This is a genomic window from Methyloversatilis thermotolerans (assembly GCF_000372885.1).
Lineage (GTDB): Bacteria > Pseudomonadota > Gammaproteobacteria > Burkholderiales > Rhodocyclaceae > Methyloversatilis > Methyloversatilis thermotolerans.
The window spans coordinates 2,329,413-2,353,956 of sequence record NZ_KB889967.1 but is presented as its reverse complement, the minus strand read 5'-3'; the positions used below and the strand labels follow the sequence as shown (position 1 = coordinate 2,353,956).

The following is a 24,544-nucleotide window of genomic DNA, read 5'->3' as shown; positions in this document are numbered from 1 at the left end:
AGTGCAAACCGCCGATTATAAGGGCTGGTCCGGGGCGCCCGCAGGCGACAGTGTGGCGTTCAGCACGGCCTGGCTGCGCTTTTCGATGTCGGCCGCGATCTGTTCGCGCAGATCGATCACCGCCTGTTCGCGTATGCGCGCGGCGGCGGTATCGACCGCGGCGCTCAGCGCCGCTTCGAGCGCGACCTGCATTTCTATGCTGACCAGCGCGGGCAGCGAGGTGGCGCACCAGTCGTCGATGCGCTGCTGTATGCGCTCCGGCAGATCGGCGAATTCGCGGCTCAGCGCATCCGAGGTCGCCTGCTGCAACTGCTCGGTCACGCGCGCGGCCACTTCACCGCTGACGCGTTCGGTCGCTTCGCGCAGCGCGGCCTCTCGCGCATCGTCCGCGACGCCGCTCAATGCGCCGAGGTCCACCTCGTCGGTGAGCAGCGGGATGCCGTCATCCGCTGGCGCAGTGGTCGTGCGGCCGGCGACGAAGGTGCGGCTGCGCCGCATCAGCGAATCGGCGCGTCCCAGGATGTCTTCGCTCATGTGTGGTCCGCCTCGGCCTTGAAGGTCTGCATGTCGAAGCCGCTCTGCCGGTAGCGCACGAAACGCGCGCGCGCGGCGTCGCGGTCGGCGGGGTCGCGGCCCACGATTTCGATGATGTGGCCGCGCTGTTCGAAACCAACCGGCACGTCGCCGGCCAGATTGAGCAGCACCGCCTCGGCCGGTGCCGCGGACGGATCTCGCCCGATGCGCACCGGCGTCTGCGCGCTCAGCGGATGCCCTTCGCGCACATGCGGTATGAAAGCCAGCGGCTCGAACAGCCACAGCATCTGGTCCAGCCGCGCCGCCAGCGGATCGCTGTCGCAATGTATCCACACCTGGCGGCCCTGTGCGTACAGCCGTGCCACCAGTGCGCAGGCGTGGCGCAGCCGGTCGGGCGCGTCATGGTGGAATTCGGCGACCGCCATCCGCTGCTCAGAGCTTGCCTGCGCGGTCCAGCAGGAAGTGCGTCAGCAGCGGTACCGGACGCCCGGTGCCGCCCTTGTCCTTGCCGCTCTTCCACGCCGTGCCGGCGATGTCCAGGTGGGCCCACTTGTACTTCTTCGCGAAGCGCGCGAGGAAGCAGGCAGCGGTGATGGAACCGGCGGGGCGGCCACCGATATTGCCCATGTCGGCGAAATTGCTCTTGAGCTGGTCCTGATAGTCGTCCCAGATCGGCATGCGCCACGCGCGATCCCAGGCATTCTGGCCTGCCGCCAGCAGTTCGTCGGCCAGCGCATCGTCGTTCGCCATGAGACCGCTGGTGACATGGCCGAGCGCGATGATGCAGGCGCCGGTCAGCGTCGCGATGTCGACCACGCAGGCCGGGTCGTAGCGCTCCGCGTAGGTGAGCGCATCGCACAGGATGAGCCGGCCCTCGGCATCGGTGTTGAGGATTTCTATGGTCTGGCCGGACATCGACTTCACGACATCGCCCGGACGGGTGGCCTTGCCGCCCGGCATGTTCTCGGTGGTCGGGATGAGTCCCACCACATTCAGCGGCAGCTTCATTTCGGCCAGGGCCTGGAAGGTACCGAGCACGCTGGCGGCGCCACACATGTCGTACTTCATTTCATCCATGCCTTCGCCCGGCTTCAGCGAAATGCCGCCCGTGTCGAAGGTGATGCCCTTGCCCACCAGCACGATGGGCGCGTCCGACTTCTTGCCGCCGCGGTACTCCATGGTGATGAACTTGGGCGGCTGGCGCGAGCCGTCCGACACCGACAGGAAGGAACCCATGCCCAGTTCTTCCAGTTCCGGGCGATCCAGCACGGTGACCGCGATGCCGTGGCTGTGGCCGAGCGCGACCGCCTGTTCGGCGAGGTAGGTGGGCGTGCAGACGTTCGCCGGCAGATTGCCCAGCGTTTTTGTGAGCGACATGCCGCGGCCGATCGCGGCGCCCTGGGCGAGCGCGCTTTCCGCCTTGCCGGCATCGGTTTTCTTCGGCAACGTGAATGCCAGTGCGCCCAGGCCGGTTTTGTCCGGTGCCTTGCGTCCCTGTCCGGGCGCTTCATAGCGGTAGCTCACGTCGAGTGCGATCAGTGCAGCCTGGCGCAACGCGCCGATCACGCCCAGCTTGCGCGGCGCGGTTTCCGCCAGCGCGACCACGGCGTCGGCCGCGCCGGTGTCCTTGAGCGCCCGCATCGAGGCCGCCACGGCATCGCGAAATTCCTTGAGGCCGAAGTCCTTCTCCCGGCCCAGGCCCACCAGCAGCACGCGGTCGGCTGCGACGCCCGGCAGCTTGTGCAGCAGCAGCGTGCCGCCCGCCTTGCCTTCCATGTCGCCACTGCCGACGATGTCCGCAATGCGCCCCTTGCTTGCCGCATCCAGTGCAGCCGCAGTGGCGGACAGCTTGCGCGATTCGAACACGCCCACCACGATGGCACCGGTGCGCAGTTTCTCGGGGCTGCCGCTCTTTATGCTAAATTCCACCCGCTTCTCCTTCAGTCCGGTTCGTGCTGCCGATCAATCGATTATCGACGTGAAAAAGCGCGCGAGTCAAAAAAGATCAGTGGCGGTCCGCTCTATGCGCGCCATCTTCTGCCCGGAGCCCCAGGCTTGATTTTCCAGCGCGCTGCCCTGCGCGAATTCGCCGGTACCGCGCTGACCGTGTTCGTCGCGCTGTTCGCCATCGTGCTGTCCACGCAACTGGTTCGCTTGCTGGGGCAGGCGGCCGGCGGCAAGGTCGCGTCCGAAGCCGTGATGGCCCTGCTGGGTTTCGGCGCCCTGCGCTACCTCGGCGTCATCCTGTCGCTGACCCTGTTCGTGTCCATCCTGCTCGCCATGTCGCGCACCTGGCGGGATTCGGAAATGGTGGTGTGGTTCGCGACCGGGCTGCCTCTTTCGCGCTGGGTGAGGCCGGTCATGCTGTTCGCGCTGCCCATGGTGCTGGGAGTGGCCGTGCTTTCGCTCTACCTGGCGCCCTGGTCGCAGGTGAAGAGCGCGGAGTACCGCACGCGGATGAGCAATCGCGATGACGTGGCACAGATGTCGCCCGGCAGTTTCCGCGAGTCCTCGCAGGCGAACCGCGTGTTTTTCGTGGAAAGCGGCGACGGCACCGATGGCGCGGTCAAGAACATCTTCGTCAGTTCTTCGGACAAGGGACGTTCGGGCGTTGTGGTGGCCGGAGACGGCTACACGCAAACACTGGAGAATGGCGACCGCTTCGTCGTGCTGTTGAACGGGCGGCGCTACGAGGGGGTGCCGGGCAGCCCTGAATACAGGATGATGGAGTTCGAGCGGTATGCTGTACGCATCGAAACCAAGGAGGCGCAGGGGGTCGAGTCACGGCCCTTCCTGCTGACGCTACCCGAGCTGCTTGACGATCCCAGCCCTGCCAATATGGGTGAGCTGGCGTTCCGCGTCGGATTGCCGATCGCAGCGCTCAACCTCGCCCTGCTGGCCATCCCGCTCTCCTTCGTCAATCCGCGCGCGGGCCGCACCAACAACCTGCTGATGGCGCTGCTCATCTATCTTGTCTACTCCAATCTGCTGAGCGTCACCCAGGCCTGGGTGGTGCAGGGCAAGCTGTCGTTCGGCGCGGTGCTGTGGGGGCTGCACGGCAGCATGTTCGTGCTCGCCGCCGCGCTTTTCGTGTGGCGAACCTACGGGCATCTGCCCCGGAGCTGGCTGAGCCGCTGAATCATGCAGATCCACAGACGCTACATCCGCCGCGAAGTGACGCTTGCGACGCTGCTCGTGCTGGCGGCCTTTCTCGGCCTGTTCGGCTTCTTCGACCTGATCAACGAACTCGACAATCTGGGGCGCGGCAATTACCGGCTCGAGCATGCGGTGATGTTCACGCTGCTCACGCTCCCCGGCCGTGCTTACGAGACGCTGCCCATCGCGGTGCTCATCGGCGGACTCTATTCGCTGACCACCCTGTCGCGGCATTCGGAAATTACCGTGCTTCGCGCATCCGGACTGTCCACCGCCCGCTTCCTCGGACTGCTCGGCGCGATCGGTCTGCCCTTTGTGCTGCTCACCTTCGCGACCGGAGAATTCGTCGCGCCGCCCGCCGAACGGATGGCACAGGAACTCAAGCTGTCGGCCCGTTCGCAACTGCTGACCAGCGAATTCCGCAGCGGTTTCTGGATCAAGGATGGTGACAGCTTCATCAATGTCGGCAGCGTGACGCCGGACGGCACGCTGAGAAATGTGAAGGTGTTCGAGTTCGACGATGATCGCGTGTTGCGCTCTGCCTATGAGGCGGCGACCGGCATCTATGCACAGAACACCGGCTGGACCTTGTCCGATGTGCGCCGCACCGATTTCGACGGCATGACCACGCGTACTTCGCATCTGCCTTCGATGGACTGGGCTGCGGGGCTTGACCCGGATGTGCTCAGCGTGATGCTGGTGGTGCCCGAGCGTATGTCGGTATGGAAGTTGTGGCAGTACATCGCGCATCTGTCCGAGAACCGCCAGGAGACCGGACGATACGAGATCGCCCTGTGGAAGAAGTTTACCTATCCGCTGGCTTGCCTGGTCATGCTGGCGCTTGCGCTGCCTTTCGCCTTCATGCACAACCGCAACACCGCAGTCAGCATCAAGGTATTCACCGGCGTCATGATAGGCGTGTTCTTCCACATGCTGAACGGCCTGTTCTCGAACCTGGGTGCGATCAATTCCTGGCCACCCTACGCGGCCGCATTGACGCCGGGCGCGCTGTTCCTGCTTGCGGCTGCCGTCATGCTGTGGTGGGAAGACCGGCGGTAGGCCTCACTTGATGCGGATGATGCGCGTGCCGGCCAGCCTGTCGTGCAGGAAGCGGTGTTCGCGGTCGAACAGTGCCCACACCAGGCCGGCGCCTCCGAACAGGAGCGAAGGCCAGCTCAGCAGGTAGCGCACGCAGGCGCGCTTGAACGTTGGAGGCCTGTCTTCGAGCGCATCGACCACCCGTATGCCCCAGGTCTGCATGGCCAGCGTCTGTCCGCCGCGCCGCCAATAGTGAACGAAGTAAAGTCCCAGCAGCATCGTGATGTGCAGCCAGGCGAACCAGCCCTGCGGCGATACCCCGAAAGCGAGGCCGACGACGAGGTAGGGAAGCATGAATCCGCCCGCCAGCACGCCAAGCAGAAGCAGCGACTCGTACAGGAGCGAGCTCAGTCGGCGGCGCAGGCCGGCCTCCGGGTATCGATAGGGTGCGTTCATGGGCAAGCCAGGCGGTTCCGCCTGCGAATCTATTTCCGGACCGGGGCCGCCAGCGGCGAGCCCGGTGTCTTCGACTTTGTCTTCTGACCGTCAAGAAGACGCTGGCGTTCTTCCGGTGACAGGCTTTCATAGGCTTCCCATTGCCGGCGCAGCGTTTCGCGCTGATCGGCGGGCAGCGACTGCAGGCGGCGATAGCGCTCGCGCGCCTCGATCCGTTCCTTCGCGCTGAGGCTTCCCCAATAGGCCATGCGCGTGCGCATGCGGGCCTGTTCGTCCAGCGTCATCGACGGGTATCGTGCCGCCAGTTCAAGCCAGCGGCGGCGGCGCTCCGTGTCAAAGCTGTCCCAGTCAGCGGCAAGCGGCGCAAGGATGGCCTGCTGTGCCTGGTCAAGTTGCGGCCAGTCGGTACCGCCACCGCCTGCAGCCAGCGCGCGCGTCAGTGCAAAGGACAGGAAAAGCGCCGCGACAAGGCGGCTACCGGGCCCCGTCATCGGGTTTCGCCCTGGCTGTCCAGCCAGGCGCCGAAACCGCGATCCAGATAGGCGTCGATCGGCAGGTCGTCGATCAGCAGCGCACTGTCGATATCGATCGATTCGTCGATGTGTTCGTCATGCCGTTGCTGATTGGCCAGCACCGCCAGCACCATCAACGCACTGACGGCAAGCGCGGATTTCAGGTTGGTGCGCATCCAGGCGCCCCCCAGCTCGGCGGGAACGCCTGCCAGGCTGGGCAACCGCGCGAAGCGGCGTTGTTTCCGGCCGGACGACCGGAGGGCGTTTTCGCGCGCCTGACGCAAACGGAACGCGATGTCCGGGGGGAGGGTGGCCGCCGAAGCTTCGAGCGCCGCATGAACGCGGCTGCCCAGTTCCGCCTCGATCGAGGCGGCCGGAATGTGGTGCGGGCTGGGATTCATAGCTTGATTCCACGCAATTTGAGTGCGGACGCCAGCGCGTGGGTGGCCCGGGAGCAGTGCGTTTTCACGCTGCCCTCGGAGCAGCCCATGACGCTGGCGGTCTCGGCAATATCCATTTCTTCCCAGTAACGCATCAGGAAGGCCTCGCGTTGACGGGCAGGCAGCCGGGAAATCTCCTTTTCTATCAAGGCCATGATTTCCGACTGTTCGAGGTTCTGTTCGGGTGTGCGTCCCAGGTCCGACGGGTCGTCTACCGCGAGGGTGTCCAGCGGATCGTGGTCTTCGTCCTCGTCGCCGCCACCGAATACGGACAGCAGCGTGGTCCAGGTCGAACGCACCTTGCGGCGTCGGAAGGCGTCGCGGATCACGTTCTGCAGGATGCGCTGGAACAGCATCGGAAACTCTTCGGCCGGCCGGCCGGCGTACTTTTCCGCGAGTTTCATCATCGCGTCCTGCACCGCATCCAGTGCGGATTCGTCGTCGCGCAGCGCGAACACCGCCTGCTTGAAGGCGCGGCGCTCGACGGCAGCAAGAAAACCGGACAGTTCTTCGCGGGAAGCCAGGGCGAGTCTTTCTCAGGGGGTCGTGATGCGGATCAGAACGGACCGCATGCTGCCTACAAATGCCTTGACCGTTAACTGGGCGGCAGCTACCCTTTGCGGCTTTTCCGGAATTTTTTTACAGGTGCAGCGATGCTTTTGACCGGAGCGGAAATTGTAGTCAGGTGCCTTCAGGAAGAAAAGGTCGATTATGTGTTCGGCTATCCTGGTGGCGCCGTCCTGTATCTCTACGATGAGCTCTTCAAGCAGGACAAGGTTCGCCACGTACTGGTGCGCCACGAGCAAGCTGCCCTGCACGCAGCCGACGCCTATTCGCGCTCGACCGAACGCGTGGGCGTTGCACTGGTGACGTCGGGCCCTGGCGTCACGAATGCCGTGACCGGCATCGCGACAGCCTACATGGACTCGATTCCGATGGTGATCATCACCGGCCAGGTGCCGACCGCGGCCATCGGACAGGATGCCTTCCAGGAGTGCGACACCGTGGGCATCACGCGCCCGTGCGTGAAGCACAACTTCCTGGTGAAGGATGTCAAGGACATCGCGCCGACCATCAAGAAGGCCTTCTTCATCGCCAAGACCGGCCGTCCGGGCCCGGTTCTGGTCGATATCCCGAAGGACATCACGATCGCCAAGGCCGAATTCGACTATCCGAAATCGGTCACGATGCGTTCCTACAACCCGATTACCAAGGGGCACCAGGGACAGATCAAGAAGGCGGTCCAGCTGCTGCTGGAAGCCAAGCGCCCCATGATCTATGCCGGCGGCGGCGTGGTGCTGTCCGACTGTTCCGACAAGCTCACCAAGCTGGTGCGCATGCTGGGCGCGCCGTGTACCAACACGCTGATGGGCCTGGGCGCCTACCCGGCGACCGACAGGCAGTTTGTCGGCATGCTGGGCATGCACGGCAACTATGAAGCCAATATGGCCATGCAGTACTGCGACGTGCTGCTTGCGGTCGGTGCCCGCTTCGATGACCGCGTGATCGGCAATCCCGCCGATTTCGCCCGTGTCGCCCGCAAGATCATCCACATCGACATCGATCCGTCGTCCATTTCCAAGCGTGTGAAGGTGGATGTGCCCATCGTCGGCAACCTGCCGGATGTGCTCGATGACGTGCTGCGCCTGCTCGAGGGATCGAGCGAGCGTCCGGACAAGGACGCGCTGGGTGAGTGGTGGAAGCAGATCGAGGAATGGCGCCGTCGCGACTGCCTGAAGTACAAGAACAGCGACGAGGTGATCAAGCCGCAGTTCGTGGTCGAGAAGCTGTGGGAAGTCACCAAGGGCGACGCCTTCGTGACCTCGGATGTAGGCCAGCACCAGATGTGGGCGGCACAGTACTACAAGTTCGACAAGCCGCGTCGCTGGCTCAATTCAGGGGGCCTCGGCACCATGGGCGTGGGTATTCCGTACGGCATCGGCGTGCAGCTCGCCCACCCGGGATCGCCGGTGGCTGTGGTGACCGGTGAAGGTTCGGTGCAGATGAACATCCAGGAACTGTCCACCTGCAAGCAGTACCGCATCCCGCTCAAGATATGCAGCCTGAACAACCGCTATCTCGGCATGGTGCGCCAGTGGCAGGAGTTCATTCACGGCAACCGCTATTCCGAGTCCTATATGGATTCGCTGCCCGATTTCGCCAAGCTGGCCGAGGCCTACGGCCACGTCGGCCTGCGCGTCGAGAAGCCGGGCGACGTGGAAGGTGCGTTGCGCGAGGCCTTCAAGCGCAAGAATGACCTCGTGTTCATCGACTTCCAGGTCGACCCGACCGAGAACGTTTATCCGATGGTGATGGGCGGCAAGGGTCTTACCGACATGATCCTGTCGGCCGAAGACCTGTAACGCAGTACTCCGACACTGCCGTATCGCGGACCCCGGCTGCCATGCACCGCCGGGGCTGCCCGGTCCGCTTACCGGCGGACCGGACAACGGGCACCGGCCTCCGGCAGCCCGCACCGTGGCGGCGGTTCTCCGATTTCCAGAAAGAGGCGCTCGCAATGAGGCATGTCATTTCCGTACTGATAGAGAACGAAGCCGGTGCGCTGTCGCGCGTGTCGGGCCTGTTCTCGGCTCGTGGCTACAACATCGAATCGCTCACCGTGGCGCCGACAGAAGATGGTTCGCTGTCGCGCATGACCATCATTTCGACCGGCTCGGATGACATCATCGAGCAGATCACCAAGCAGCTGAACAAGCTGATCGAGGTGGTAAAGGTGGTCGACCTGTCCGAGGCCGCGCACATCGAGCGCGAACTCATGCTGATCAAGGTGCGCGCCACCGGCAAGGACCGCGAGGAATTGAAGCGTGTGTCCGACATTTTCCGCGGCCGCATCATCGACGTGACCGATTCGACCTATGTGATCGAACTGACCGGCAACACCGCGAAGCTCGATTCCTTCGTCGGCGCGATCGACAGCTCGCTCATCCTGGAGACGGTGCGCACAGGCGTCGCCGGCATTGGCCGCGGCGACCGCATCCTCCGTCTCTGACGAAACACCCGCCTATCACACCGCACACCGCCACAACCCATACTGCACAAGGGAAAACCCATGAAAGTCTTCTACGACAAGGACGCTGACCTGTCGCTCATCAAGGGCAAGAAAGTCACCATCGTCGGCTACGGTTCGCAAGGCCACGCCCACGCACAGAACCTGTCCGATTCCGGCGTCAAGGTCACGGTCGGCCTGCGCAAGGGCGGTGCATCGTGGAAGAAGGCCGAAGGCGCCGGCCTGAAGGTGAAGGAAGTCGCCGATGCGGTGAAGGGCGCCGATCTGGTCATGATCCTGCTGCCGGACGAGAACATCCCGCAGGTGTATTACGGCGACATCGAGCCGAACATCAAGAAGGGCGCCACGCTGGCGTTCGCGCATGGCTTCAACATCCACTACAACCAGGTCGTGCCGCGCGAGGATCTGGATGTGGTCATGATCGCTCCGAAGGGCCCGGGCCACACCGTGCGTTCGGAATATCTGCGCGGAGGCGGCGTGCCGTCGCTGATCGCGGTGTACCAGGACAAGTCCGGCAAGGCGCGCGATCTGGCGCTGTCCTACGCTGCGGCCAATGGCGGCACCAAGGGCGGTGTGATCGAAACCACCTTCCGCGAAGAGACCGAAACCGATCTGTTCGGCGAACAGGCCGTGCTGTGTGGCGGTCTGGTCGAACTGATCAAGGCCGGCTACGAAACCCTGACGGAAGCCGGTTATGCGCCTGAAATGGCCTACTTCGAGTGCCTGCACGAAGTGAAGCTCATCGTCGACCTGATCTTCGAGGGCGGCATCGCGAACATGAACTACTCGATCTCGAACAACGCCGAATACGGTGAATACGTCACCGGCCCGCGCGTGATCGCCGGCGAGGCCCGCGCCGCGATGAAGGAATGCCTGACCAATATCCAGAACGGTCAGTATGCGAAGAACTTCATCCTCGAAGGTCGGACCAACTATCCGGAGATGACGGCACGTCGTCGCCTGACGGCTGCCCATGAGATCGAGAAGGTGGGCGCCCAGTTGCGCGGCATGATGCCGTGGATCACCAAGAACAAGCTGGTCGACCAGTCGAAGAACTGATTCCCGCCCCCGCCACACCCGGCGTATCCGGCACAATAGGGTGCGCCGGTCGCCGGGTTTTTTGTCGGATGTGGCGACCGGCACGCGCAGCATATGAGCGCGTCGGATCCGGCGCAACGCGCCCATGAGGTGTCAATCGCTGCCCCTGACAGGTCCGGAGTGAGTGCATGTCCGAATTCGATCCTCAGCACTGCATCAAGCCTGCCGATCCGGTGAAGCGCCGGCGCGGCATCTACATCCTGCCCAACCTGTTCACGACGGCCTCGCTGTTCTGCGGCTTCTACGCAATCGTGCAGGCGATGAACGGACGCTACGAATATTCGGCGGTCGCCATCTTCATCGCCATGGTGCTCGATGGCCTCGATGGACGCGTCGCACGTCTTACCCGGACGCAGTCCGCCTTCGGGGCCGAATACGATTCGCTGTCCGACATGGTGTCCTTCGGCGCCGCGCCGGCACTTATCGCCTATGAGTGGGCGATGCGCGGACTCGGCAAGTGGGGCTGGATCGCGGCCTTCATCTACTGCGCCGGAGCGGCTCTGCGGCTGGCGCGCTTCAACACGACGATAGGCACGGTAGACAAGCGCTATTTCCAGGGGCTGCCCAGTCCCGCCGCGGCCGCGCTGGTGGCCGGCCTGGTCTGGGTCGCCACCGATAATGACTTCTCGGGCGCGGACATGCGCTGGGCGGCTTTCGCGGTGACGCTGTTCGCCGGGCTGACCATGGTGAGCAATGTGAAGTTCTGGAGCGGCAAGGACATCAATCTGCGGCGCAGTGTGCCCTTCGTGGTCATCTTCGGTTTCGTGCTCGCTTTCGTCGCGGTCTCCCTGAATCCGCCGGTCGTACTGTTCAGTCTGTTCGTCGCCTATTGCCTGTCGGGTTACGTGATGTGGCTGTTTCGCCTCCGCCGCCGCGAAGCGGGCCCGCCAGCAGGCTGAATCCCGGCTTCATCCGAACATTGTCGCGTCGGCTCGCCCCCACTATATTTGCCGGCTCCGGCCGTCACCCGGCTTGCTGACCGTTTCCCCCGCATCACGTCCGGAGGCGTTCCGGATGATCTGGAGATTGCCATGACTGACCGCCTCATCATTTTCGATACCACGCTGCGTGACGGCGAACAGAGTCCCGGCGCATCGATGACGCGTGACGAGAAGCTGCGCATCGCGCGGCAGCTTGAAAAGATGCGTGTGGACGTGATCGAGGCGGGGTTCGCGGCGGCGTCCAACGGCGATTTCGAGTCGGTTCGCGCGGTGGCCGAAACGATACGCGAATCCACCGTCTGTTCGCTCGCCCGCGCCAGCGAGAACGACATCCGCCGCGCCGGCGAGGCGATCAAGCCGGCCGCCAGCGGCCGCATCCACACCTTCATCGCGACCAGCCCCATCCACATGGAAAAGAAGCTGCGCATGAGTCCGGATCAGGTCGTCGAGCAGGCTATCAAGGCGATAGGCTGGGCACGGCAGTACACGGACGACGTGGAGTTTTCGGCCGAGGATGCGGTCCGGTCCGACATCGATTTCCTGGTGCGCGTGTTCGGCGAGGTGATCAAGGCCGGGGCGAAAACCATCAACGTGCCGGATACCGTGGGCTATTCGGTGCCGGCGCAATGGGCCGAACGCATGCGCACGCTGATCGCGCGCGTGCCGGGGGCGGACAAGGTCGTGTGGTCCACCCATTGTCACAACGATCTCGGCATGGCGGTGGCCAATTCGCTGGCAGCCGTGATGGCCGGCGCGCGTCAGGTCGAATGCACGATCAACGGTCTGGGTGAGCGCGCCGGCAACGCGTCACTGGAAGAAGTGGTCATGTCGGTACGTACGCGCCGCGACGTGTTCGGCGTCGAAACCCGTATCGATGCCGCGCAGATCGTTCCGGCCTCGCGCCTGGTATCCACCATCACCGGCTACCCGGTGCAGCCGAACAAGGCCATCGTCGGTGCCAATGCGTTCGCGCACGAGTCCGGCATCCACCAGGACGGCGTGCTCAAGCACCGCGAAACCTACGAAATCATGCGTGCCGAGGATGTGGGCTGGAACACCAACAAGCTGGTGCTCGGCAAGCATTCGGGCCGCAACGCCTTCCGTGCGCGCCTGAACGAACTGGGCATCGTCGTCGAGTCCGAGGAACAGCTCAACGTCGCCTTTGCCGCGTTCAAGGAACTGGCGGACAAGAAGCACGAAATCTTCGATGAGGACCTGCAGGCGCTGATGAGCGACGAGGCGGTCACGCCTGAGGTCGAGCAGTACAAGCTGGTCGCCATGAGCGTGCGTTCGGAGACCGGCGAGGCGCCGCACGCGGCGGTCACGCTGACCGATCAGGGGCGCGAGGTCCGTGTCGAGTCGCAGGGCAGCGGACCGGTCGATGCATCCTTCCGCGCGATCGAGTCGGTGGCGCAGAGCGGCTCGGAACTGCTGCTCTACTCGGTGAATGCCATCACCACCGGCACCGATGCCCAGGGCGAGGTGACCGTGCGCCTGTCCCGGGGAGGGCGCATCGTCAACGGACAGGGCGCCGATACCGACATCATCGTCGCCTCCGCCAAGGCCTACATCAATGCCCTGAACAAGCTGCAGGGCAGCCAGAAACTCAATCCCCAGGGGGCCGAGAGCCCGATCTGAGCGGATTCAAGCGGCCTTGTCGGTGCCGGCAAGCCGGCTCGGTGCCGTATGCTTCGCATAGAAGGTGCAGCCGATGAACAGCAGGACGGACAGCAGCGTATAAAGCGCCGCGATCTGCGCCGACAGGCCGGTGTCGGAAGTGGCGCGTACGATGCCTTCGGTGAAATAGGCCATGCTCAGCAACGACATCCATTGATGGGTGTAGCGTTTTCCGCGCAGGATGCCGAACAGCGCGGCCAGCAACGGCAGTATCTTGAGCACCAGCCAGGACCCGCCCGGACGCAGTGGCGCGAGCCACAGTTCCCAGGCCAGTCCGAGCAGGATGAGGGCGATCAGGCTAGACGACGCGAGCAAGTTGAAGTGGCGGGCATTCATGTCAATCAGCCAGTTTGAGGGCAGCGTACGCCAGCCTGTGGCCGAGGGCGACCGCCAGACGCGTTTCCGCTTCCGACAGCGCTGAACGTCCGTCGTGCCCGGCGACATGGCTTGCACCGTAAGGCGTGCCCCCGTCCCTCGTGGATGAAAGATCCGGTTCACTGTACGGCAGCCCGACGATGAACATGCCGTGGTGCAGAAGCGGCAGCATCATGCTGATCAAGGTTGTTTCCTGGCCGCCGTGCATGGATGCGGAGGACGTGAATACGGCTGCCGGCTTGCCGGCGAGGGCGCCGGAAAGCCATTGCGGGCTGCTGCCATCAAGGAAATGCTTCAGCGGCGCAGCCATGTTGCCAAAGCGCGTGGGGCTGCCGAGCGCGAGGCCGACGCATTCCTCCAGGTCGGTCACCTCGGCGTACGGGGCGCCGCTGTCCGGAATCGCGGGCGCGGTTGCTTCGCACACGGTGGATACCGGCGGAACGGTGCGCAGCCGGGCGCAAGCGCCCGCGACGGAATCGATGCCGCGGGCGATCTGACGCGCAAGGTGCTGCGTGGCGCCGTGACGGCTGTAGTAGAGGACCAGTATTTCTTTCATACGAATTTCGTCGACTTGCCAGGACTCAAGCGAGGGTCGCCACCTTTCATGCAGGATTTCCAGCACTACGAGGGCGGGAGTTTAGCGTCATCGCGCCAGCGCGCCCGCAGACATCTGATGGATGCCCTGCTGCGTTGCGGGCGACTCTTGTCCGGCGCGGCGCGGCGGCACCGCGAAGGTCGTGCCGCACAGTCGGCGGCAGCCCTGGCATTTGCGCTGCTGTTCGCGCTGGTGCCACTGGTCGTATTGGCGCGGCAGTTGATGGCGCTGTTTCCGGACATGCTGCAGTTCGGGGCGCCCTTGCAGGCCTATCTGACAGGCGCCTTGCTGCCCGACGCGACGGGGTCATCCATCATCCGCCATACCGGTCGCTTCGTCGCCAAGGCGCGGCGGCTGTCTTCCGCGGAACTCCTGTTGCTGCTGGTGAGCGCCTGGATCTGGGTACGCACTGCAGACCATGCGATGAATGCCATGTGGTCGCGTGTTACGGCGCGCAAGCTCCGGCGTACGCTCATGCTTTACCTCACCATGCCGGTCATCGCTCCGCTCGCCCTGGGCCTTGCCGCAGCGCTGAGCGTCTACATCGTGACGGCGTCGCTGGGCACGGTCGATGAGCCGGCCTGGTTCAAGTACATGGTGGTCCGGATGGCGGCGGCTGCAGTGACCATCGCCTTCCTGTTCTGGCTCTACCGTCTGTTGCCGCGCACCACCGTGAGCGCCACTTCGGCGCTCACCGGTGCGCTGGTGGCGGGAGTGCTGCTCATGCTGCTGCAGAGGGCGCTCAGTCTGTACGTGGCCGAATTCCACGCCTATGCGCATGTATATGGTGCGCTGTCCACCTTGCCGGTTTTCCTGCTGTGGCTCTATCTGCTGTGGAGCACGGTGCTGTATGGTGCTGCGGTCGTCGCCGAAATGCAGGAAAACGGGGTGCGACGGTGAACGCCGTATCCGCTGTCCTGCGCATTCCCTTGCCTGCCGTTTCCGGGGCACGATGTTCAGCCGATCCGGATTCCGCCCCGATCAGGACGCGGGCAGGCCGCGTCCGCCGCTTCCGTTCTCCGATATTTCGTACAGGTCGAAAACGGGCGTCTGCAGGTCAAGCATGGAAAGCCTCGCTTCGCCAAGGCGGAAGCGTTCGCCCGCGACATGCGCGATCATCAGATCCGTCGACCCGACGCATCCTGTCGGCAGCATCAGCGCCGGGTGAGGGCGCAGGCTGGCCAGTGGCGGCAGCCGCAGCGCGCGGACCACATCCCGTCGCCCGCCCTGGTTGAATACCACCGTCGCCGCCTGGGCGCCATGGCTCAACAGCTCGACGCCGGCATCCACCTCTCCATGGCGGTTGCTGCGCGCCCAGCGCACGACGCAGATCATCCAGGTACGACTGCCGGCATTCTTGATCAGTACCGGGACACCGGGGCGCAGCAATTCCGTCGGCCCGCTGTCCATGCGCAAGGCAAGGCCGTTCGGGCTGTCGTTGAGCAGTGTCCATCCAGTCGTGTGTTGCTCCCAATCCATCGCCGCATCGCGGCGATCGAGTACCGTCCAGATGGCGTCGAGACCGATCAGCATGCGCAAGGCGCCCTGCCGTTCGCGACGCGCATGCTGCCGGCGGGGCGTGGCCATCCAGCGCGCCTGCAGGCCGCGCATGAGCCTGCGCGTGCGCGGCTGACCGAGGCAGGCCGGCAGATGCAGATCCGCCGCCGTGCCTCCCGCGTCGATCTGATCGAGATGGTGCCCCAGCATCTGCCCGAGACGCTGGCAAGAACAGTACAGGATGTGCCCGGCGCGTTCCGGGTCCGGTTTCTCGCGCAGCAAGGGTATGGGGCCCTCATCGTGCCCGTCGTCCAGCCAGAACCAGGAGTCGAGGTCTCGATGCGGCGGGGCATGCTGGATCTGGACCGCTCCCGAGTAGGCGCGCACATAGTCCCCGATATTGAAGAATTCCGGCGGTGACAGGTGGGGCGGCTGTGCCAGCGTCAATGCAAGCAGCTGTCGAAACATCTGTTCCGCATCGGCCCGGCCCGCGGACTGTGCGAGAGGGGTTGCCATGGCGCGCTGATGAACCAGCAATGTCAATGCCGTACGCCAGGTGCCCGGCACTGCGTCGGCGGCAATGAGCACGCACAGCGTGTACGACTCAAGCAGGCACTGCATGGCATGTCCTGCCGCACGATGCGGCCTGTGTACCGCCTTGAGCTGCAGCGCATCCAGATAGCCGGCAGCCAGCCGCATCAGTACGCCGGCCAGTGACAGGCCGGCACGATACGTCTGTTCGCCGACAGGAAGTCCGCTGGCGGCCAGATCGGGTTTGAGCATCTGGGCGCAGGCGAGGGCGCGGTCGTGAAAGATGTCGAGCACGCGGGCGCGCGCCGCGGGATCGAGCACAGCCGTATCGAGCAGCGCCAGGTGGCTGGCAAGCCCATGTGCGTGTGCGCCGGCATCGTCTGTGGCCGGGGTGTTCAGCCAGTCCAGTACCGACTGCAGAGCCGCGCCGCCCAAGGCTTTGGGCGCGACTGGAGTGGAGTCCGGGGATGCGGTGGGCATGGAAGTCGGGGGGCGGGATGGTCTTGGCGGCCTTGGCGTCCGGAGTCGATTCTAGTGCCTGCCAGGTGTTCACATCCGATTCCTGCGTCACACCGGCTTCACCGGCGGCAAACATCGACCGTCACGGGTAAACTGCGCGCTTTGCGAAGTGCGTTGACCGGGCGCGGACCCGTCGCCGTGAGCGGCTGCATGAATGTCCGGAAAGCGGGCATGCACGCGTACCCGGTGCGCACCCTGATGTTCCTAGCCAGAAGAATCCACCATGAACGCTTCCGTCCCGCCCCCCGCTTCCCGGCAGATAGAACCTGCCGACCGCCTCATCGTGGCTCTGGATGTGCCAACCGCCGAACAGGCCAGGGCCATCGTGGACCAGCTCGGAGACGCGGTCCGCTTCTACAAGATCGGACTCGAGCTGTTCATGAGCGGCAACTATTTCGACCTGCTGGACTGGCTCGTCGCGCGTGGAAAGAAGGTATTCGTCGATCTGAAGTTCTTCGATGTTCCCGAAACCGTGCGCTCCGCCGTGCGCGCGCTCTCCTCGAGCGGTGCCGCCTTTGCCACGGTGCACGGCAACCAGGCCATCATGGAAGCGGCCGGCCTGGACAAGGGGGCGGTGAAGATACTCGCGGTCACCGTCCTGACCAGTCTTGACCGCGGGGATCTCGATGACCTCGGGTTTGCCTGCGACGTCGATGCACTGGTGTTGTCACGAGCCCGGCGCGCACTGGCCGCCGGCTGCGACGGCGTCGTGTCGTCCGGGCTGGAGGCGCCGCGCATCCGTGCCGAAATGGGTGAGCGCCTGCTGGTCGTGACGCCGGGCATACGCCCGGTCGAAAACAAGCCGGTGGACGATCAGAAGCGGACCGTCGATGTTGCCCAGGCGCTGGCCAATGGCGCCGACTACCTGGTGGTGGGCCGACCGATACGCAACGCTGTCGATCCGGTCGCGGCGGCCTGGGCCATGCAGAAGCAGATCGCCGAGGCACTGGGCCGCGCAGTGTAAAGACTGTAAAGGCGTATCGCCGCCGGCCTCAGCCCTTCGGATGATGATGCGACGTTTCGACGTCGGGCATACTGGCCTGCCCTAACTTCCGACCGGATGGGTCCCGAGCGAGTGCTCGTGTCTTTCCAATCCTCACGATCCGCGCTGCGCCGGCTGGGCTGCTGTTGCCTGGCGGGCGTCCTGTCGCTTCTGTGCGCCTTCTTTCCCGCCTCCGCCGGGGCCGCTTCCGTGCTGCTCTTGCTCAGCGAGGCCGGCGGCGCCTACAACGAGTTTGCCGAAGCGCTCAAGACCGAGCGGAGTTCGCGCGGCGGTTTTTCGCTCACGGTCGCAACGCGTGCCGAGTTTTCTCCGGGCGATGTGTCCGGGCATGACATGGTGATCGCGGCGGGTGCGGGCGCATTGCGGGTGCTTGGTCAGACTGACGTTTCGGTTCCGGTCCTGGGTGTGCTGGTGCCCCAGGCTGCATTCGAGTCGATCGCGGCCGACCCGTCCCGACGCTGGTCGGCGATTTATATCGATCAGCCGTTTTCGCGGCAGCTGGCACTGATACGCATGGCGCTTCCGGCGGCACGGCGGGTCGGGGTGGTTGTCGATGCCGCCGCCGTCGACAAATTGCAGCCCTTGCGAAGCGCCGTGTCGGCGACACCGCTGCAGCTTTCCGTCGGCACTTTTTCAGGTGAGCCGGCCCTTTTTCCGGTGCTTGCACAGGTGCTGGAGAAGGCGGACGTGTTCCTTGCGCTCCCCGACCCGCAAATCCATAACGCCGGTACCGTGCGCAATCTGCTTCTGACATCGTTCCGCGCTCGTGTACCGGTGGTCGGCTTTTCGTCCGCCTATGCGCGAGCCGGGGCGGTCATGTCTCTGTATTCCTCCCCTGATCAGATCGCACGCCAGACTGCGGACGCGGTAACGCAGTGGATGCGGGACCGAAGCTGGCCACACCCGCAGCACCCCAGACATTTCACCGTCAGCGTGAACGCTCATGTGGCGCGCTCGCTGGGACTGAAGATGGATGATGGCGACCTGCTCCGCGACCGGCTCATCCGTCAGGAGCAGATGCCATGAAGCGCTGGGGAATCCGGCAGCGCGTGCTGCTCGTGGCGTTGGCACCCATGCTCGTGTTCGGCATCGCAGCCAGCATATGGGTGGTGTTGCACCGCCTGTCGGAGTTGGAAAACACACTGCTGGAAAGAGGGCGTGCGACCGCTCGCCAGGTTGCCGCGACCGCTGATTACGGCGTGTTCTCCGGCAATACAGAGGCGTTGGTCATGCTCATCGAAGCGGCGCGGCGTGAGCCCGATATCAGCGGCATCATGATTTCGAGCCGGGATGGCGATCTCGTCGTTTCGGGTGGCCATCTGAGCCCGCCGGCCTATCTGCCGGGAGAGCGCCCGCCTTCGCTGTCGGTATTCGAACTGGACCATTCGCTCATGTTCGTCGAACCCATTGCGCGCAGTGCCGTACTCGAAGAGGACATGTTCGACGGATTGGGCGAGTTGGCGACCGATCGTCGACCGGCGGGCTGGGTTCTGGTCGAGGTGTCGCGCCAGCGGGTCGATGCCCTCAAACGCGATTTCATCGTGTCGAGTGCACTGTTCGCCGCTGGCGCAATGCTGGTCGCCAGCCTGTTCGCCATCCGCATCAGCAGCACGGTTACCCGCCCGGTGCGCGAAGTGTCGCGCGCCGTTCGCCGCATCGGCGAGGGTGATCTGGGCGTGCGCGTATCGCACTCGGGCGGCGGTTCGTTGCGAGTCCTGGTCGAAGGCGTGAATGCGATGGCGGAGCGCCTGATGCGATCACGCGATGAAATGGAAGCCCGTATCGCCGATGCGACGCGACAGTTGCGCACACGCACCGACGAGGCGGAGCGTGCAAATCACGCGAAGTCACGCTTTCTTGCGGCGGCAAGTCACGATCTGCGTCAGCCCATGCATGCGCTTGGATTGTTCGTGGCTGAACTGGCGGAACGGTTGCGCGGATCGGAGCACCGCCGCCTGATACGTCAGATCGAGGAGTCGGTGGGGGCCATGGAGGACCTGCTCGATGCCCTGCTTGATATGTCCAAGCTTGACGCCGGTGGTGTCACGGCGCGCCGCTCCGAGTTCGCGCTGCAGCCCATGCTGTCCCGCCTGGTCGACGATTTCAACGTGGATGCGGTGCAGCGCGGCTTGCGTCTCAAATTGCGTCCCACTTCGCTATGGGTCGAATCCGATCCGGTGCTGCTCGAACGGATCATGATCAACCTTCTGTCCAACGCAGTGCGCTACACGCAGCGAGGTAGCGTGCTGGTGGCGGCCCGTCGCCGGGGAGACCATGTGGACATCGAAGTGCGGGATTCCGGGCCGGGAATCCCGGCCGAAGCGCACGACATGATCTTCGAAGAGTTCTACCAGTTGCAGAATCCCGCCCGTGCAAGAGGGCAAGGTCTTGGATTGGGGCTCGCCATCGTGAAGAGACTGACCCAATTGCTCGGCCATGATGTGACCATCCGCTCGCGACCCGGAGAGGGGTCGGTGTTCGCGCTGCGTGTGCCTGTCGTGAGAGAGCCGGTGGATGCGGTTCCTGACACCGAGAGCGAGGCAGCCGACGAGGTGCTGACGCTGACGGTCGTGGTGATCGACGACGACGCAGGATCGCGTGCCGGCATTTCCGGCTTGCTGGAGTCCTGGGGCTGTGAGGTCATGTGTTCGGCTTCGTTGTCCGAAGCTCGCGACGTGATCCGGCAGCACGACAGGTCGCCTGCACTCATCCTGTGTGATTTCCGGCTTGCTGCGGTCGCAAGCGGCATCGATGTGCTGGATGCGCTGCTCGCGGAGCAGACCGGGGAGGTGGCCGCGGCCCTGGTGACAGGCGACACCGACCCCCTGGTCCGGCGGCTTGCCGCGGCGCGCGGTTATCCGGTGCTGCACAAGCCGGTCCGCCCGGCACGTCTGCGGGCCCTTGTGCAGCAGGTTGCGCAGAGGCATCGGAATGCGGTCGGCTGAACTTTGGCCGCAATGGCTTGCGATTGCCGGGGGTTTTCGCTAAAGTCGCTGGTTTTCCTCGTTTTGAAGGAAGTGTAATGGTCGTCATCCGCCTTGCGCGTGGGGGTGCCAAGAAGCGCCCGTTCTTCAACATCATCGCTACCGATTCGCGCAACCGCCGCGACGGTCGTTTCATCGAGCGTGTCGGCTACTACAATCCGGTGGCTCCGGAAGGCACGACCTCGCTGTCGGTCAATGCCGAGCGTCTGGCTTACTGGCAAAGCGTCGGTGCGCAGCTCAGCCCGACCGTCGCGCGTCTGGTCAAGCAGAAGCCCGCCGCCTGATCTGTCGTTCCATGGTTGTTCTGGGGCGCATTGCCGCTCCTTTCGGGGTGCAGGGCTGGTTGCACATCCAGGTCTTCGGTGACGATCCGCAGACGTGGAAAGTGATCGAGCACTGGTATGCCAGTCGTGAGGCCGACGCGCCGGCGACAAGGTGGTCGTTGCTCGAGCCCGATGGTTTCAAGTTGCAGACCAAGGGGCCGGTCATCAGGTTCAGGGGCTACCCGGACCGGACGGCAGCGGAAGCCCTTGTGGGGTTTTACCTCGCCGTGCCGAAGCAGGATCTGCCCGACACGGGCGAAGGCGAGTATTACTGGGGTGACCTGGTCGGTCTCGAAGTCACCAACCTGCAGGGTCAGAGGCTGGGACGGGTTGAGCGCCTGATGGAAACCGGTGCCAACGATGTGCTGGTTGTCCGCGATGCCGTCGCGGGGACCGACAAAGCGGTGGAACGGCTCATCCCCTTCGTGTCGGCAGTCGTCAAGACGGTCGACCAGGAGGCTGGCAGGCTCAGCGTGGACTGGGATTTCCAGTGGTGAACGAGGTGGCGGATACACCCGAGAACCCGCAGATCACCTTCGAGGTGATTTCGCTGTTTCCGGAAATGTTCGCCGCGATCGAGCGCAGCGGCATCACTCGGCGCGCACTCGAACGGGGCTTGTGGGCGGTCCGGCATACCAATCCGCGGGATTTCGCCGGCGATGCCCACCGGACGGTCGATGACAGGCCTTACGGCGGCGGTCCCGGGATGGTCATGATGGCCGAACCGCTGGCGCAGGCGATCGCCAGTTGTCGGGCGCGTCATGCCACTCCGGTCAGGGTGGTGCATTTCTCCCCGGCAGGTGAGCGTCTGAACCACCTCCGGGTGATGGAGCTGGTTTCGGAAAGTGTGCTGGTGTTGCTGTGCGGCCGCTATGAAGGCATGGATCAGCGACTGATCGATCGTGAGGTCGATCTGGAAGTGTCGCTTGGAGATTTCGTTCTGTCGGGCGGCGAGTTGCCGGCGATGGCACTGATGGACGCGGTCATCCGGCAGTTGCCGGGTGCCTTGAATGATTCGAATTCGGCCGTCGAGGATTCATTCGTCGGCGGCCTGCTCGATTGCCCGCACTACACGCGGCCGGAGGTCTGGGACAACAGGCCGGTGCCGGAAGTGCTGCTGTCGGGTGATCATGCCCGTATCCGCCGCTGGCGGACCGAGCAGTCGCTGCGCCTGACGCATGAACGCCGGCCTGATCTGCTGGCCACGGCGGGAGGTGCAGCGAAATTGAAGCAGTCGTAGCAAGGGTTCATCTCGGCAGAGAAGTACCACAACAAGGATCGCGGACACGATGCAAGCATCACGTCCCGATTCCGGATAAACGTCCGCATCACGGTTCATCGTGCTCTGCGGCAAGGCAATGCCACTGAAACAGGAGCTTCAAATGAATCTGATCCAGCAGCTCGAGCAGGAAGAAATCGCCCGCCTCGGCAAGAACATTCCCGACTTCGCGCCGGGTGACACCGTCGTCGTGAACGTGAATGTGGTCGAAGGTGATCGCAAGCGCGTCCAGGCCTATGAAGGCGTCGTCATTGCCAAGCGCAACCGTGGCCTCAATTCCAACTTCATCGTGCGCAAGATTTCCAGCGGTGAAGGCGTGGAACGTACTTTCCAGACCTATTCGCCGCTGATCGCATCGATCGAAGTGAAGCGTCGCGGTGACGTGCGCCGCGCCAAGCTGTATTACCTGCGCGAGCGTTCCGGCAAGTCCGCGCGCATCAAGGAAAAGCTGGCCAAGCGTGTCGTTCAGCAGTCTGCTTGACAGCAGCCGCCTCCGCACTTGCCGGCGGCTGTCGCCGGCAAGTGCGCATTGCCCCCTTCCTTTCCGGTCCATCCGGCCGCCTGTAAGCGCGAAGCCGCATGCATGACGGCCTCAGAGCAGCGGGACATCGGCCCCGCAGTGCGACGAGACACCTTCCCGGAATGACGGATGGCCCTGTGCGTGTGACTCACGTGCGGCGCCAGTTCTGTCGCGGTGTGAGCGCAGAGAATGCCGCGCCGCCCTCCCGACCACGAACACAATCGCCTTCCCCGATGCGCACGCGAGCCCGCCCGCATATCGATGGCGCAGGAAGATTAAGAACCGGTCTCGTGATGCGGCGAGCTTCCTGCGTGCGCCAACCGCCGGTTCTGGTCGCCATGGGTTGCATGGCGCCGGGTGTTCGAGGTCGAGGTTTCGACGGACGGCCCCCTCAACCGGTGTTGCCACGCACTGATCGTGCCGTGCGCGAATGACGTTCAGCGCATCGGCGGAACCGGCCGATGCCGGCTGCGCCCGCCGCCCATCACGCTGTTCCAGACAGCACTATTTGCGGCATAGCAGCTGCAAGACGCAGCCTCCAGACCCTTTCGATCCAGTACCGTGATGCTGCCGCGCCGATAACTGATCAGTCCCTCCGTCTGCAGGGCGATCGCTGCATGCGTCACGCCTACGCGGCGCACTCCCAATGCATCGGCGAGGAGTGCATGGGTGAGTTGGACGCGAGGGGAATGTGTCCGGTCCTGTGTCATCAGCAGCCGCCGTGCCACGCGCGCCTTGACGGCGTGGCAGCGGGGGCAGGCGGCGGCCAGTGCCAGTTGCGCCATGGTTGCGTAAATGTAGCGTCCGAGAGCGCGCTGCAGCGCTGGCATTGCGCCCAGTTCCCTGCAGAACAGGCGGGCGTCCATGCAAAGGGCCATGCCACCACCCTGAACCCGCGCATGCAGTGGCGTGATGCCGACACCAAGAAGCAAGGTCGCGCCGAGCAGGCCTTCATTTCCCACCAGCCCGACTTCGATGCGTGTGCCTGCGTCGGCTGAGATCGTCAGGGAAATGATGCTGTCGATCGGAAAGTGAACCTGACGCACACGCTGACCCGATTCGGACAGGACGTCTTCCGGCATCAAGACGACCTCGTGGCAACCCGCCAGAAGTCGCAATCCTTGTGCGCGTGGCAATGCCGTGATGAATTCGTTGCTCACTATGGCGCTCGATCGAACGGGCACGGCGGCTTTCCTGACGTTGGGTGATTCGAGTGAAGCCAAGCATGCCCGCTCCACCACGCTACTGTCGGGACGGTAGCGCACACAGTTCGTCAGCGGCTGCGCTGACGATCGGGCTGTACCTTCGGTGCGGCAGCAGACAGACGAAGGCGGGCTGCACGGACATGCTGTTTCCGGAGCGCAGGAAAGGCTGAGAGCGCCCAGCTCATGCCGGTTTGCTGCTGCCGATCGTGCCGAGGATTCTATGGCCTCCGGCTGATCCGGCATGGCGGCCGCGCGAATCAGCGTATCGCTCGACTCCTTCATCCGCGCCGCAAGGCCTGTCCATTGGACCATGACGGCTGTGAAGCCATGGGCCGATGAGGCTGCGGAAGGTTGTGCGGTGAAGGTTCATGGCATGCATGCAACGACGGGAGTCCAAAATGAGGAAAGAATCCGGATGGTTCACGCACGGATGGGTCGCGGCAGCCTGCTTCGCTGCGCTGGCGGGTTGCCAGAAACAGGAGGGGGTGATGGAGCGTGCGGGAAAGCAGGGCGACCAGGCGGTCGAAGAGGCTGCGCGTGATGTAAAGCGTGTGACAGATCAGGCAGGCGAAAGCATGGACGAGGCCCGGCGGAAGGCTGGCGAGAGCCTCGAGAAGGCGGGGGAGAAGATGCAGGAATCTTCGGCAAAGTAATCTCGGTGCGACCCACCCGTCTCGTGCCGGTTTCCGAAGCCATGCGGCGCCCTTTCGATCGACTGTGGCTTGGTGATCACGCTGATGCTGCACTGATGATGGTTGGCCGGCCGGCATCCATGTCGCGACACATCGGTACGGTGGCGTACAGACGGGCGCGTGTTCAGAGCACACGATGGC

27 protein-coding genes are annotated in these 24,544 nt (G+C 64.2%); 16 read left to right on the top strand and 11 right to left on the bottom strand.

Annotation, left to right across the window (positions count from 1 at the left end):
* Positions 1–15 precede the first annotated feature (15 nt).
* Genes A3Q7_RS0110385 through A3Q7_RS0110375 form a run of 3 tightly spaced genes read right to left on the bottom strand, consistent with a single transcriptional unit; the run spans position 16 to position 2,463 of the window.
* A complete protein-coding gene (locus A3Q7_RS0110385) occupies positions 16–534 on the bottom strand; it encodes a hypothetical protein (protein ID WP_018411808.1) in 519 nt (172 codons plus the stop codon).
* Positions 531–959: a DNA polymerase III subunit chi gene (locus tag A3Q7_RS0110380; RefSeq protein WP_018411807.1), complete on the bottom strand. Its 429-nt coding sequence runs from the start codon at positions 957–959 to the stop codon at positions 531–533. Before A3Q7_RS0110380 ends, A3Q7_RS0110385 begins: the two co-directional genes overlap by 4 nt.
* A gap of 7 nt (positions 960–966) precedes the next feature.
* Positions 967–2,463 carry a leucyl aminopeptidase gene (locus tag A3Q7_RS0110375; RefSeq protein ID WP_018411806.1) on the bottom strand — a complete coding sequence of 499 codons (1,497 nt, stop codon included), beginning with the start codon at positions 2,461–2,463 and terminating at the stop codon, positions 967–969.
* 126 nt (positions 2,464–2,589) lie between these two features.
* On the opposite strand from A3Q7_RS0110375, the gene lptF reads away from it, so the two are divergent.
* Both lptF and lptG read left to right on the top strand, forming a co-directional pair.
* The gene (gene lptF, locus A3Q7_RS0110370; RefSeq protein WP_018411805.1) at positions 2,590–3,672 is read left to right on the top strand and encodes an LPS export ABC transporter permease LptF; all 1,083 of its coding nucleotides are present in this window, start codon (positions 2,590–2,592) and stop codon (positions 3,670–3,672) included.
* Between the two features lie 3 nt (positions 3,673–3,675).
* Entirely contained in the window at positions 3,676–4,749 is a 1,074-nt protein-coding gene (gene lptG, locus A3Q7_RS0110365) for an LPS export ABC transporter permease LptG (protein ID WP_018411804.1), read from the top strand.
* Between the two features lie 3 nt (positions 4,750–4,752).
* Here the strand turns inward: lptG and A3Q7_RS0110360 are convergent, their stop codons facing one another.
* From A3Q7_RS0110360 to A3Q7_RS0110345, 4 genes are read right to left on the bottom strand one after another with little or no spacing between them, the layout of a single operon-like run.
* Positions 4,753–5,184, bottom strand: a complete 432-nt coding sequence (locus A3Q7_RS0110360) for an RDD family protein (protein ID WP_018411803.1) — start codon at positions 5,182–5,184, stop codon at positions 4,753–4,755.
* A gap of 29 nt (positions 5,185–5,213) precedes the next feature.
* Positions 5,214–5,675 (bottom strand): DUF3106 domain-containing protein, encoded by a 462-nt coding sequence (locus tag A3Q7_RS0110355; protein ID WP_018411802.1) that lies wholly within the window; start codon positions 5,673–5,675, stop codon positions 5,214–5,216.
* Positions 5,672–6,097, bottom strand: coding sequence for a DUF3619 family protein (locus tag A3Q7_RS0110350; protein ID WP_018411801.1), 426 nt, complete (start codon positions 6,095–6,097; stop codon positions 5,672–5,674). The genes A3Q7_RS0110355 and A3Q7_RS0110350 overlap by 4 nt, the downstream gene beginning before the upstream one ends.
* On the bottom strand, positions 6,094–6,660 hold the full coding sequence (locus A3Q7_RS0110345; RefSeq protein ID WP_026224704.1) for an RNA polymerase sigma factor: 567 nt from the start codon (positions 6,658–6,660) through the stop codon (positions 6,094–6,096). Before A3Q7_RS0110345 ends, A3Q7_RS0110350 begins: the two co-directional genes overlap by 4 nt.
* 129 nt (positions 6,661–6,789) lie before the next feature.
* Here A3Q7_RS0110345 and A3Q7_RS0110340 point away from each other — a divergent pair, with 129 nt between their 5' ends.
* The 5 genes from A3Q7_RS0110340 (at position 6,790) to A3Q7_RS0110320 (ending at position 12,841) form a co-directional block, all read left to right on the top strand.
* Entirely contained in the window at positions 6,790–8,499 is a 1,710-nt protein-coding gene (locus tag A3Q7_RS0110340) for an acetolactate synthase 3 catalytic subunit (protein WP_018411799.1), read from the top strand.
* A 155-nt stretch (positions 8,500–8,654) separates the two neighbouring features.
* Entirely contained in the window at positions 8,655–9,146 is a 492-nt protein-coding gene (gene ilvN / locus A3Q7_RS0110335; protein ID WP_018411798.1) for an acetolactate synthase small subunit, read from the top strand.
* A 60-nt stretch (positions 9,147–9,206) separates the two neighbouring features.
* Entirely contained in the window at positions 9,207–10,223 is a 1,017-nt protein-coding gene (gene ilvC / locus A3Q7_RS0110330) for a ketol-acid reductoisomerase (protein WP_018411797.1), read from the top strand.
* A 167-nt stretch (positions 10,224–10,390) separates the two neighbouring features.
* Complete coding sequence (gene pssA / locus A3Q7_RS0110325) at positions 10,391–11,161, top strand: CDP-diacylglycerol--serine O-phosphatidyltransferase (protein ID WP_018411796.1); 771 nt, start codon at positions 10,391–10,393, stop codon at positions 11,159–11,161.
* Between the two features lie 132 nt (positions 11,162–11,293).
* Positions 11,294–12,841 carry a 2-isopropylmalate synthase gene (locus A3Q7_RS0110320; RefSeq protein WP_026224703.1) on the top strand — a complete coding sequence of 516 codons (1,548 nt, stop codon included), beginning with the start codon at positions 11,294–11,296 and terminating at the stop codon, positions 12,839–12,841.
* 6 nt (positions 12,842–12,847) lie between these two features.
* Here A3Q7_RS0110320 and A3Q7_RS0110315 read toward each other — a convergent pair whose 3' ends face one another.
* Both A3Q7_RS0110315 and wrbA read right to left on the bottom strand, forming a co-directional pair.
* On the bottom strand, positions 12,848–13,216 hold the full coding sequence (locus A3Q7_RS0110315) for a DUF2069 domain-containing protein (protein WP_018411794.1): 369 nt from the start codon (positions 13,214–13,216) through the stop codon (positions 12,848–12,850).
* Between the two features lies 1 nt (position 13,217).
* A complete protein-coding gene (gene wrbA, locus A3Q7_RS0110310; protein WP_018411793.1) occupies positions 13,218–13,811 on the bottom strand; it encodes an NAD(P)H:quinone oxidoreductase in 594 nt (197 codons plus the stop codon).
* A 117-nt stretch (positions 13,812–13,928) separates the two neighbouring features.
* Here wrbA and A3Q7_RS0110305 point away from each other — a divergent pair, with 117 nt between their 5' ends.
* A complete protein-coding gene (locus A3Q7_RS0110305) occupies positions 13,929–14,750 on the top strand; it encodes a YhjD/YihY/BrkB family envelope integrity protein (protein ID WP_018411792.1) in 822 nt (273 codons plus the stop codon).
* A gap of 81 nt (positions 14,751–14,831) precedes the next feature.
* Here the strand turns inward: A3Q7_RS0110305 and A3Q7_RS0110300 are convergent, their stop codons facing one another.
* On the bottom strand, positions 14,832–16,358 hold the full coding sequence (locus A3Q7_RS0110300; protein WP_051079130.1) for a hypothetical protein: 1,527 nt from the start codon (positions 16,356–16,358) through the stop codon (positions 14,832–14,834).
* Between the two features lie 262 nt (positions 16,359–16,620).
* Between A3Q7_RS0110300 and pyrF the strand changes: the two genes are divergently transcribed.
* The 7 genes from pyrF (at position 16,621) to rplS (ending at position 22,467) form a co-directional block, all read left to right on the top strand.
* A complete protein-coding gene (gene pyrF / locus A3Q7_RS0110295) occupies positions 16,621–17,361 on the top strand; it encodes an orotidine-5'-phosphate decarboxylase (RefSeq protein WP_026224701.1) in 741 nt (246 codons plus the stop codon).
* Between the two features lie 372 nt (positions 17,362–17,733).
* Complete coding sequence (locus A3Q7_RS0110290; RefSeq protein WP_232417920.1) at positions 17,734–18,426, top strand: ABC transporter substrate-binding protein; 693 nt, start codon at positions 17,734–17,736, stop codon at positions 18,424–18,426.
* Positions 18,423–20,345, top strand: coding sequence for a hybrid sensor histidine kinase/response regulator (locus A3Q7_RS0110285; RefSeq protein WP_018411788.1), 1,923 nt, complete (start codon positions 18,423–18,425; stop codon positions 20,343–20,345). Before A3Q7_RS0110290 ends, A3Q7_RS0110285 begins: the two co-directional genes overlap by 4 nt.
* Before the next feature lie 77 nt (positions 20,346–20,422).
* The gene (rpsP, locus tag A3Q7_RS0110280) at positions 20,423–20,668 is read left to right on the top strand and encodes a 30S ribosomal protein S16 (RefSeq protein WP_018411787.1); all 246 of its coding nucleotides are present in this window, start codon (positions 20,423–20,425) and stop codon (positions 20,666–20,668) included.
* A gap of 11 nt (positions 20,669–20,679) precedes the next feature.
* Entirely contained in the window at positions 20,680–21,204 is a 525-nt protein-coding gene (gene rimM / locus A3Q7_RS0110275) for a ribosome maturation factor RimM (protein WP_018411786.1), read from the top strand.
* Positions 21,198–21,947, top strand: coding sequence for a tRNA (guanosine(37)-N1)-methyltransferase TrmD (trmD, locus tag A3Q7_RS19765; RefSeq protein WP_018411785.1), 750 nt, complete (start codon positions 21,198–21,200; stop codon positions 21,945–21,947). Before rimM ends, trmD begins: the two co-directional genes overlap by 7 nt.
* 142 nt (positions 21,948–22,089) lie before the next feature.
* Positions 22,090–22,467, top strand: a complete 378-nt coding sequence (rplS, locus tag A3Q7_RS0110265) for a 50S ribosomal protein L19 (RefSeq protein ID WP_026224699.1) — start codon at positions 22,090–22,092, stop codon at positions 22,465–22,467.
* Between the two features lie 476 nt (positions 22,468–22,943).
* Here the strand turns inward: rplS and A3Q7_RS19760 are convergent, their stop codons facing one another.
* A complete protein-coding gene (locus tag A3Q7_RS19760; protein WP_232417917.1) occupies positions 22,944–23,729 on the bottom strand; it encodes a Crp/Fnr family transcriptional regulator in 786 nt (261 codons plus the stop codon).
* Between the two features lie 380 nt (positions 23,730–24,109).
* On the opposite strand from A3Q7_RS19760, the gene A3Q7_RS19755 reads away from it, so the two are divergent.
* Entirely contained in the window at positions 24,110–24,364 is a 255-nt protein-coding gene (locus A3Q7_RS19755; protein ID WP_018411782.1) for a hypothetical protein, read from the top strand.
* Positions 24,365–24,544 lie beyond the last annotated feature (180 nt).

What these genes read in the sequence shown, in the direction of transcription:
- A3Q7_RS0110385 (WP_018411808.1), bottom strand. Translation starts at nt 534, where the DNA reads ATGAGCGAAGACATCCTGGGACGCGCCGATTCGCTGATGCGGCGCAGC.
- A3Q7_RS0110380 (WP_018411807.1), bottom strand. Translation starts at nt 959, where the DNA reads ATGGCGGTCGCCGAATTCCACCATGACGCGCCCGACCGGCTGCGCCAC.
- lptG (WP_018411804.1), top strand. Translation starts at nt 3,676, where the DNA reads ATGCAGATCCACAGACGCTACATCCGCCGCGAAGTGACGCTTGCGACG.
- A3Q7_RS0110360 (WP_018411803.1), bottom strand. Translation starts at nt 5,184, where the DNA reads ATGAACGCACCCTATCGATACCCGGAGGCCGGCCTGCGCCGCCGACTG.
- A3Q7_RS0110355 (WP_018411802.1), bottom strand. Translation starts at nt 5,675, where the DNA reads ATGACGGGGCCCGGTAGCCGCCTTGTCGCGGCGCTTTTCCTGTCCTTT.
- A3Q7_RS0110350 (WP_018411801.1), bottom strand. Translation starts at nt 6,097, where the DNA reads ATGAATCCCAGCCCGCACCACATTCCGGCCGCCTCGATCGAGGCGGAA.
- A3Q7_RS0110340 (WP_018411799.1), top strand. Translation starts at nt 6,790, where the DNA reads ATGCTTTTGACCGGAGCGGAAATTGTAGTCAGGTGCCTTCAGGAAGAA.
- ilvN (WP_018411798.1), top strand. Translation starts at nt 8,655, where the DNA reads ATGAGGCATGTCATTTCCGTACTGATAGAGAACGAAGCCGGTGCGCTG.
- ilvC (WP_018411797.1), top strand. Translation starts at nt 9,207, where the DNA reads ATGAAAGTCTTCTACGACAAGGACGCTGACCTGTCGCTCATCAAGGGC.
- pssA (WP_018411796.1), top strand. Translation starts at nt 10,391, where the DNA reads ATGTCCGAATTCGATCCTCAGCACTGCATCAAGCCTGCCGATCCGGTG.
- A3Q7_RS0110320 (WP_026224703.1), top strand. Translation starts at nt 11,294, where the DNA reads ATGACTGACCGCCTCATCATTTTCGATACCACGCTGCGTGACGGCGAA.
- A3Q7_RS0110315 (WP_018411794.1), bottom strand. Translation starts at nt 13,216, where the DNA reads ATGAATGCCCGCCACTTCAACTTGCTCGCGTCGTCTAGCCTGATCGCC.
- wrbA (WP_018411793.1), bottom strand. Translation starts at nt 13,811, where the DNA reads ATGAAAGAAATACTGGTCCTCTACTACAGCCGTCACGGCGCCACGCAG.
- A3Q7_RS0110305 (WP_018411792.1), top strand. Translation starts at nt 13,929, where the DNA reads ATGGATGCCCTGCTGCGTTGCGGGCGACTCTTGTCCGGCGCGGCGCGG.
- A3Q7_RS0110300 (WP_051079130.1), bottom strand. Translation starts at nt 16,358, where the DNA reads ATGCCCACCGCATCCCCGGACTCCACTCCAGTCGCGCCCAAAGCCTTG.
- pyrF (WP_026224701.1), top strand. Translation starts at nt 16,621, where the DNA reads ATGAACGCTTCCGTCCCGCCCCCCGCTTCCCGGCAGATAGAACCTGCC.
- A3Q7_RS0110290 (WP_232417920.1), top strand. Translation starts at nt 17,734, where the DNA reads ATGGTGATCGCGGCGGGTGCGGGCGCATTGCGGGTGCTTGGTCAGACT.
- A3Q7_RS0110285 (WP_018411788.1), top strand. Translation starts at nt 18,423, where the DNA reads ATGAAGCGCTGGGGAATCCGGCAGCGCGTGCTGCTCGTGGCGTTGGCA.
- rpsP (WP_018411787.1), top strand. Translation starts at nt 20,423, where the DNA reads ATGGTCGTCATCCGCCTTGCGCGTGGGGGTGCCAAGAAGCGCCCGTTC.
- rimM (WP_018411786.1), top strand. Translation starts at nt 20,680, where the DNA reads ATGGTTGTTCTGGGGCGCATTGCCGCTCCTTTCGGGGTGCAGGGCTGG.
- rplS (WP_026224699.1), top strand. Translation starts at nt 22,090, where the DNA reads ATGAATCTGATCCAGCAGCTCGAGCAGGAAGAAATCGCCCGCCTCGGC.
- A3Q7_RS19755 (WP_018411782.1), top strand. Translation starts at nt 24,110, where the DNA reads ATGAGGAAAGAATCCGGATGGTTCACGCACGGATGGGTCGCGGCAGCC.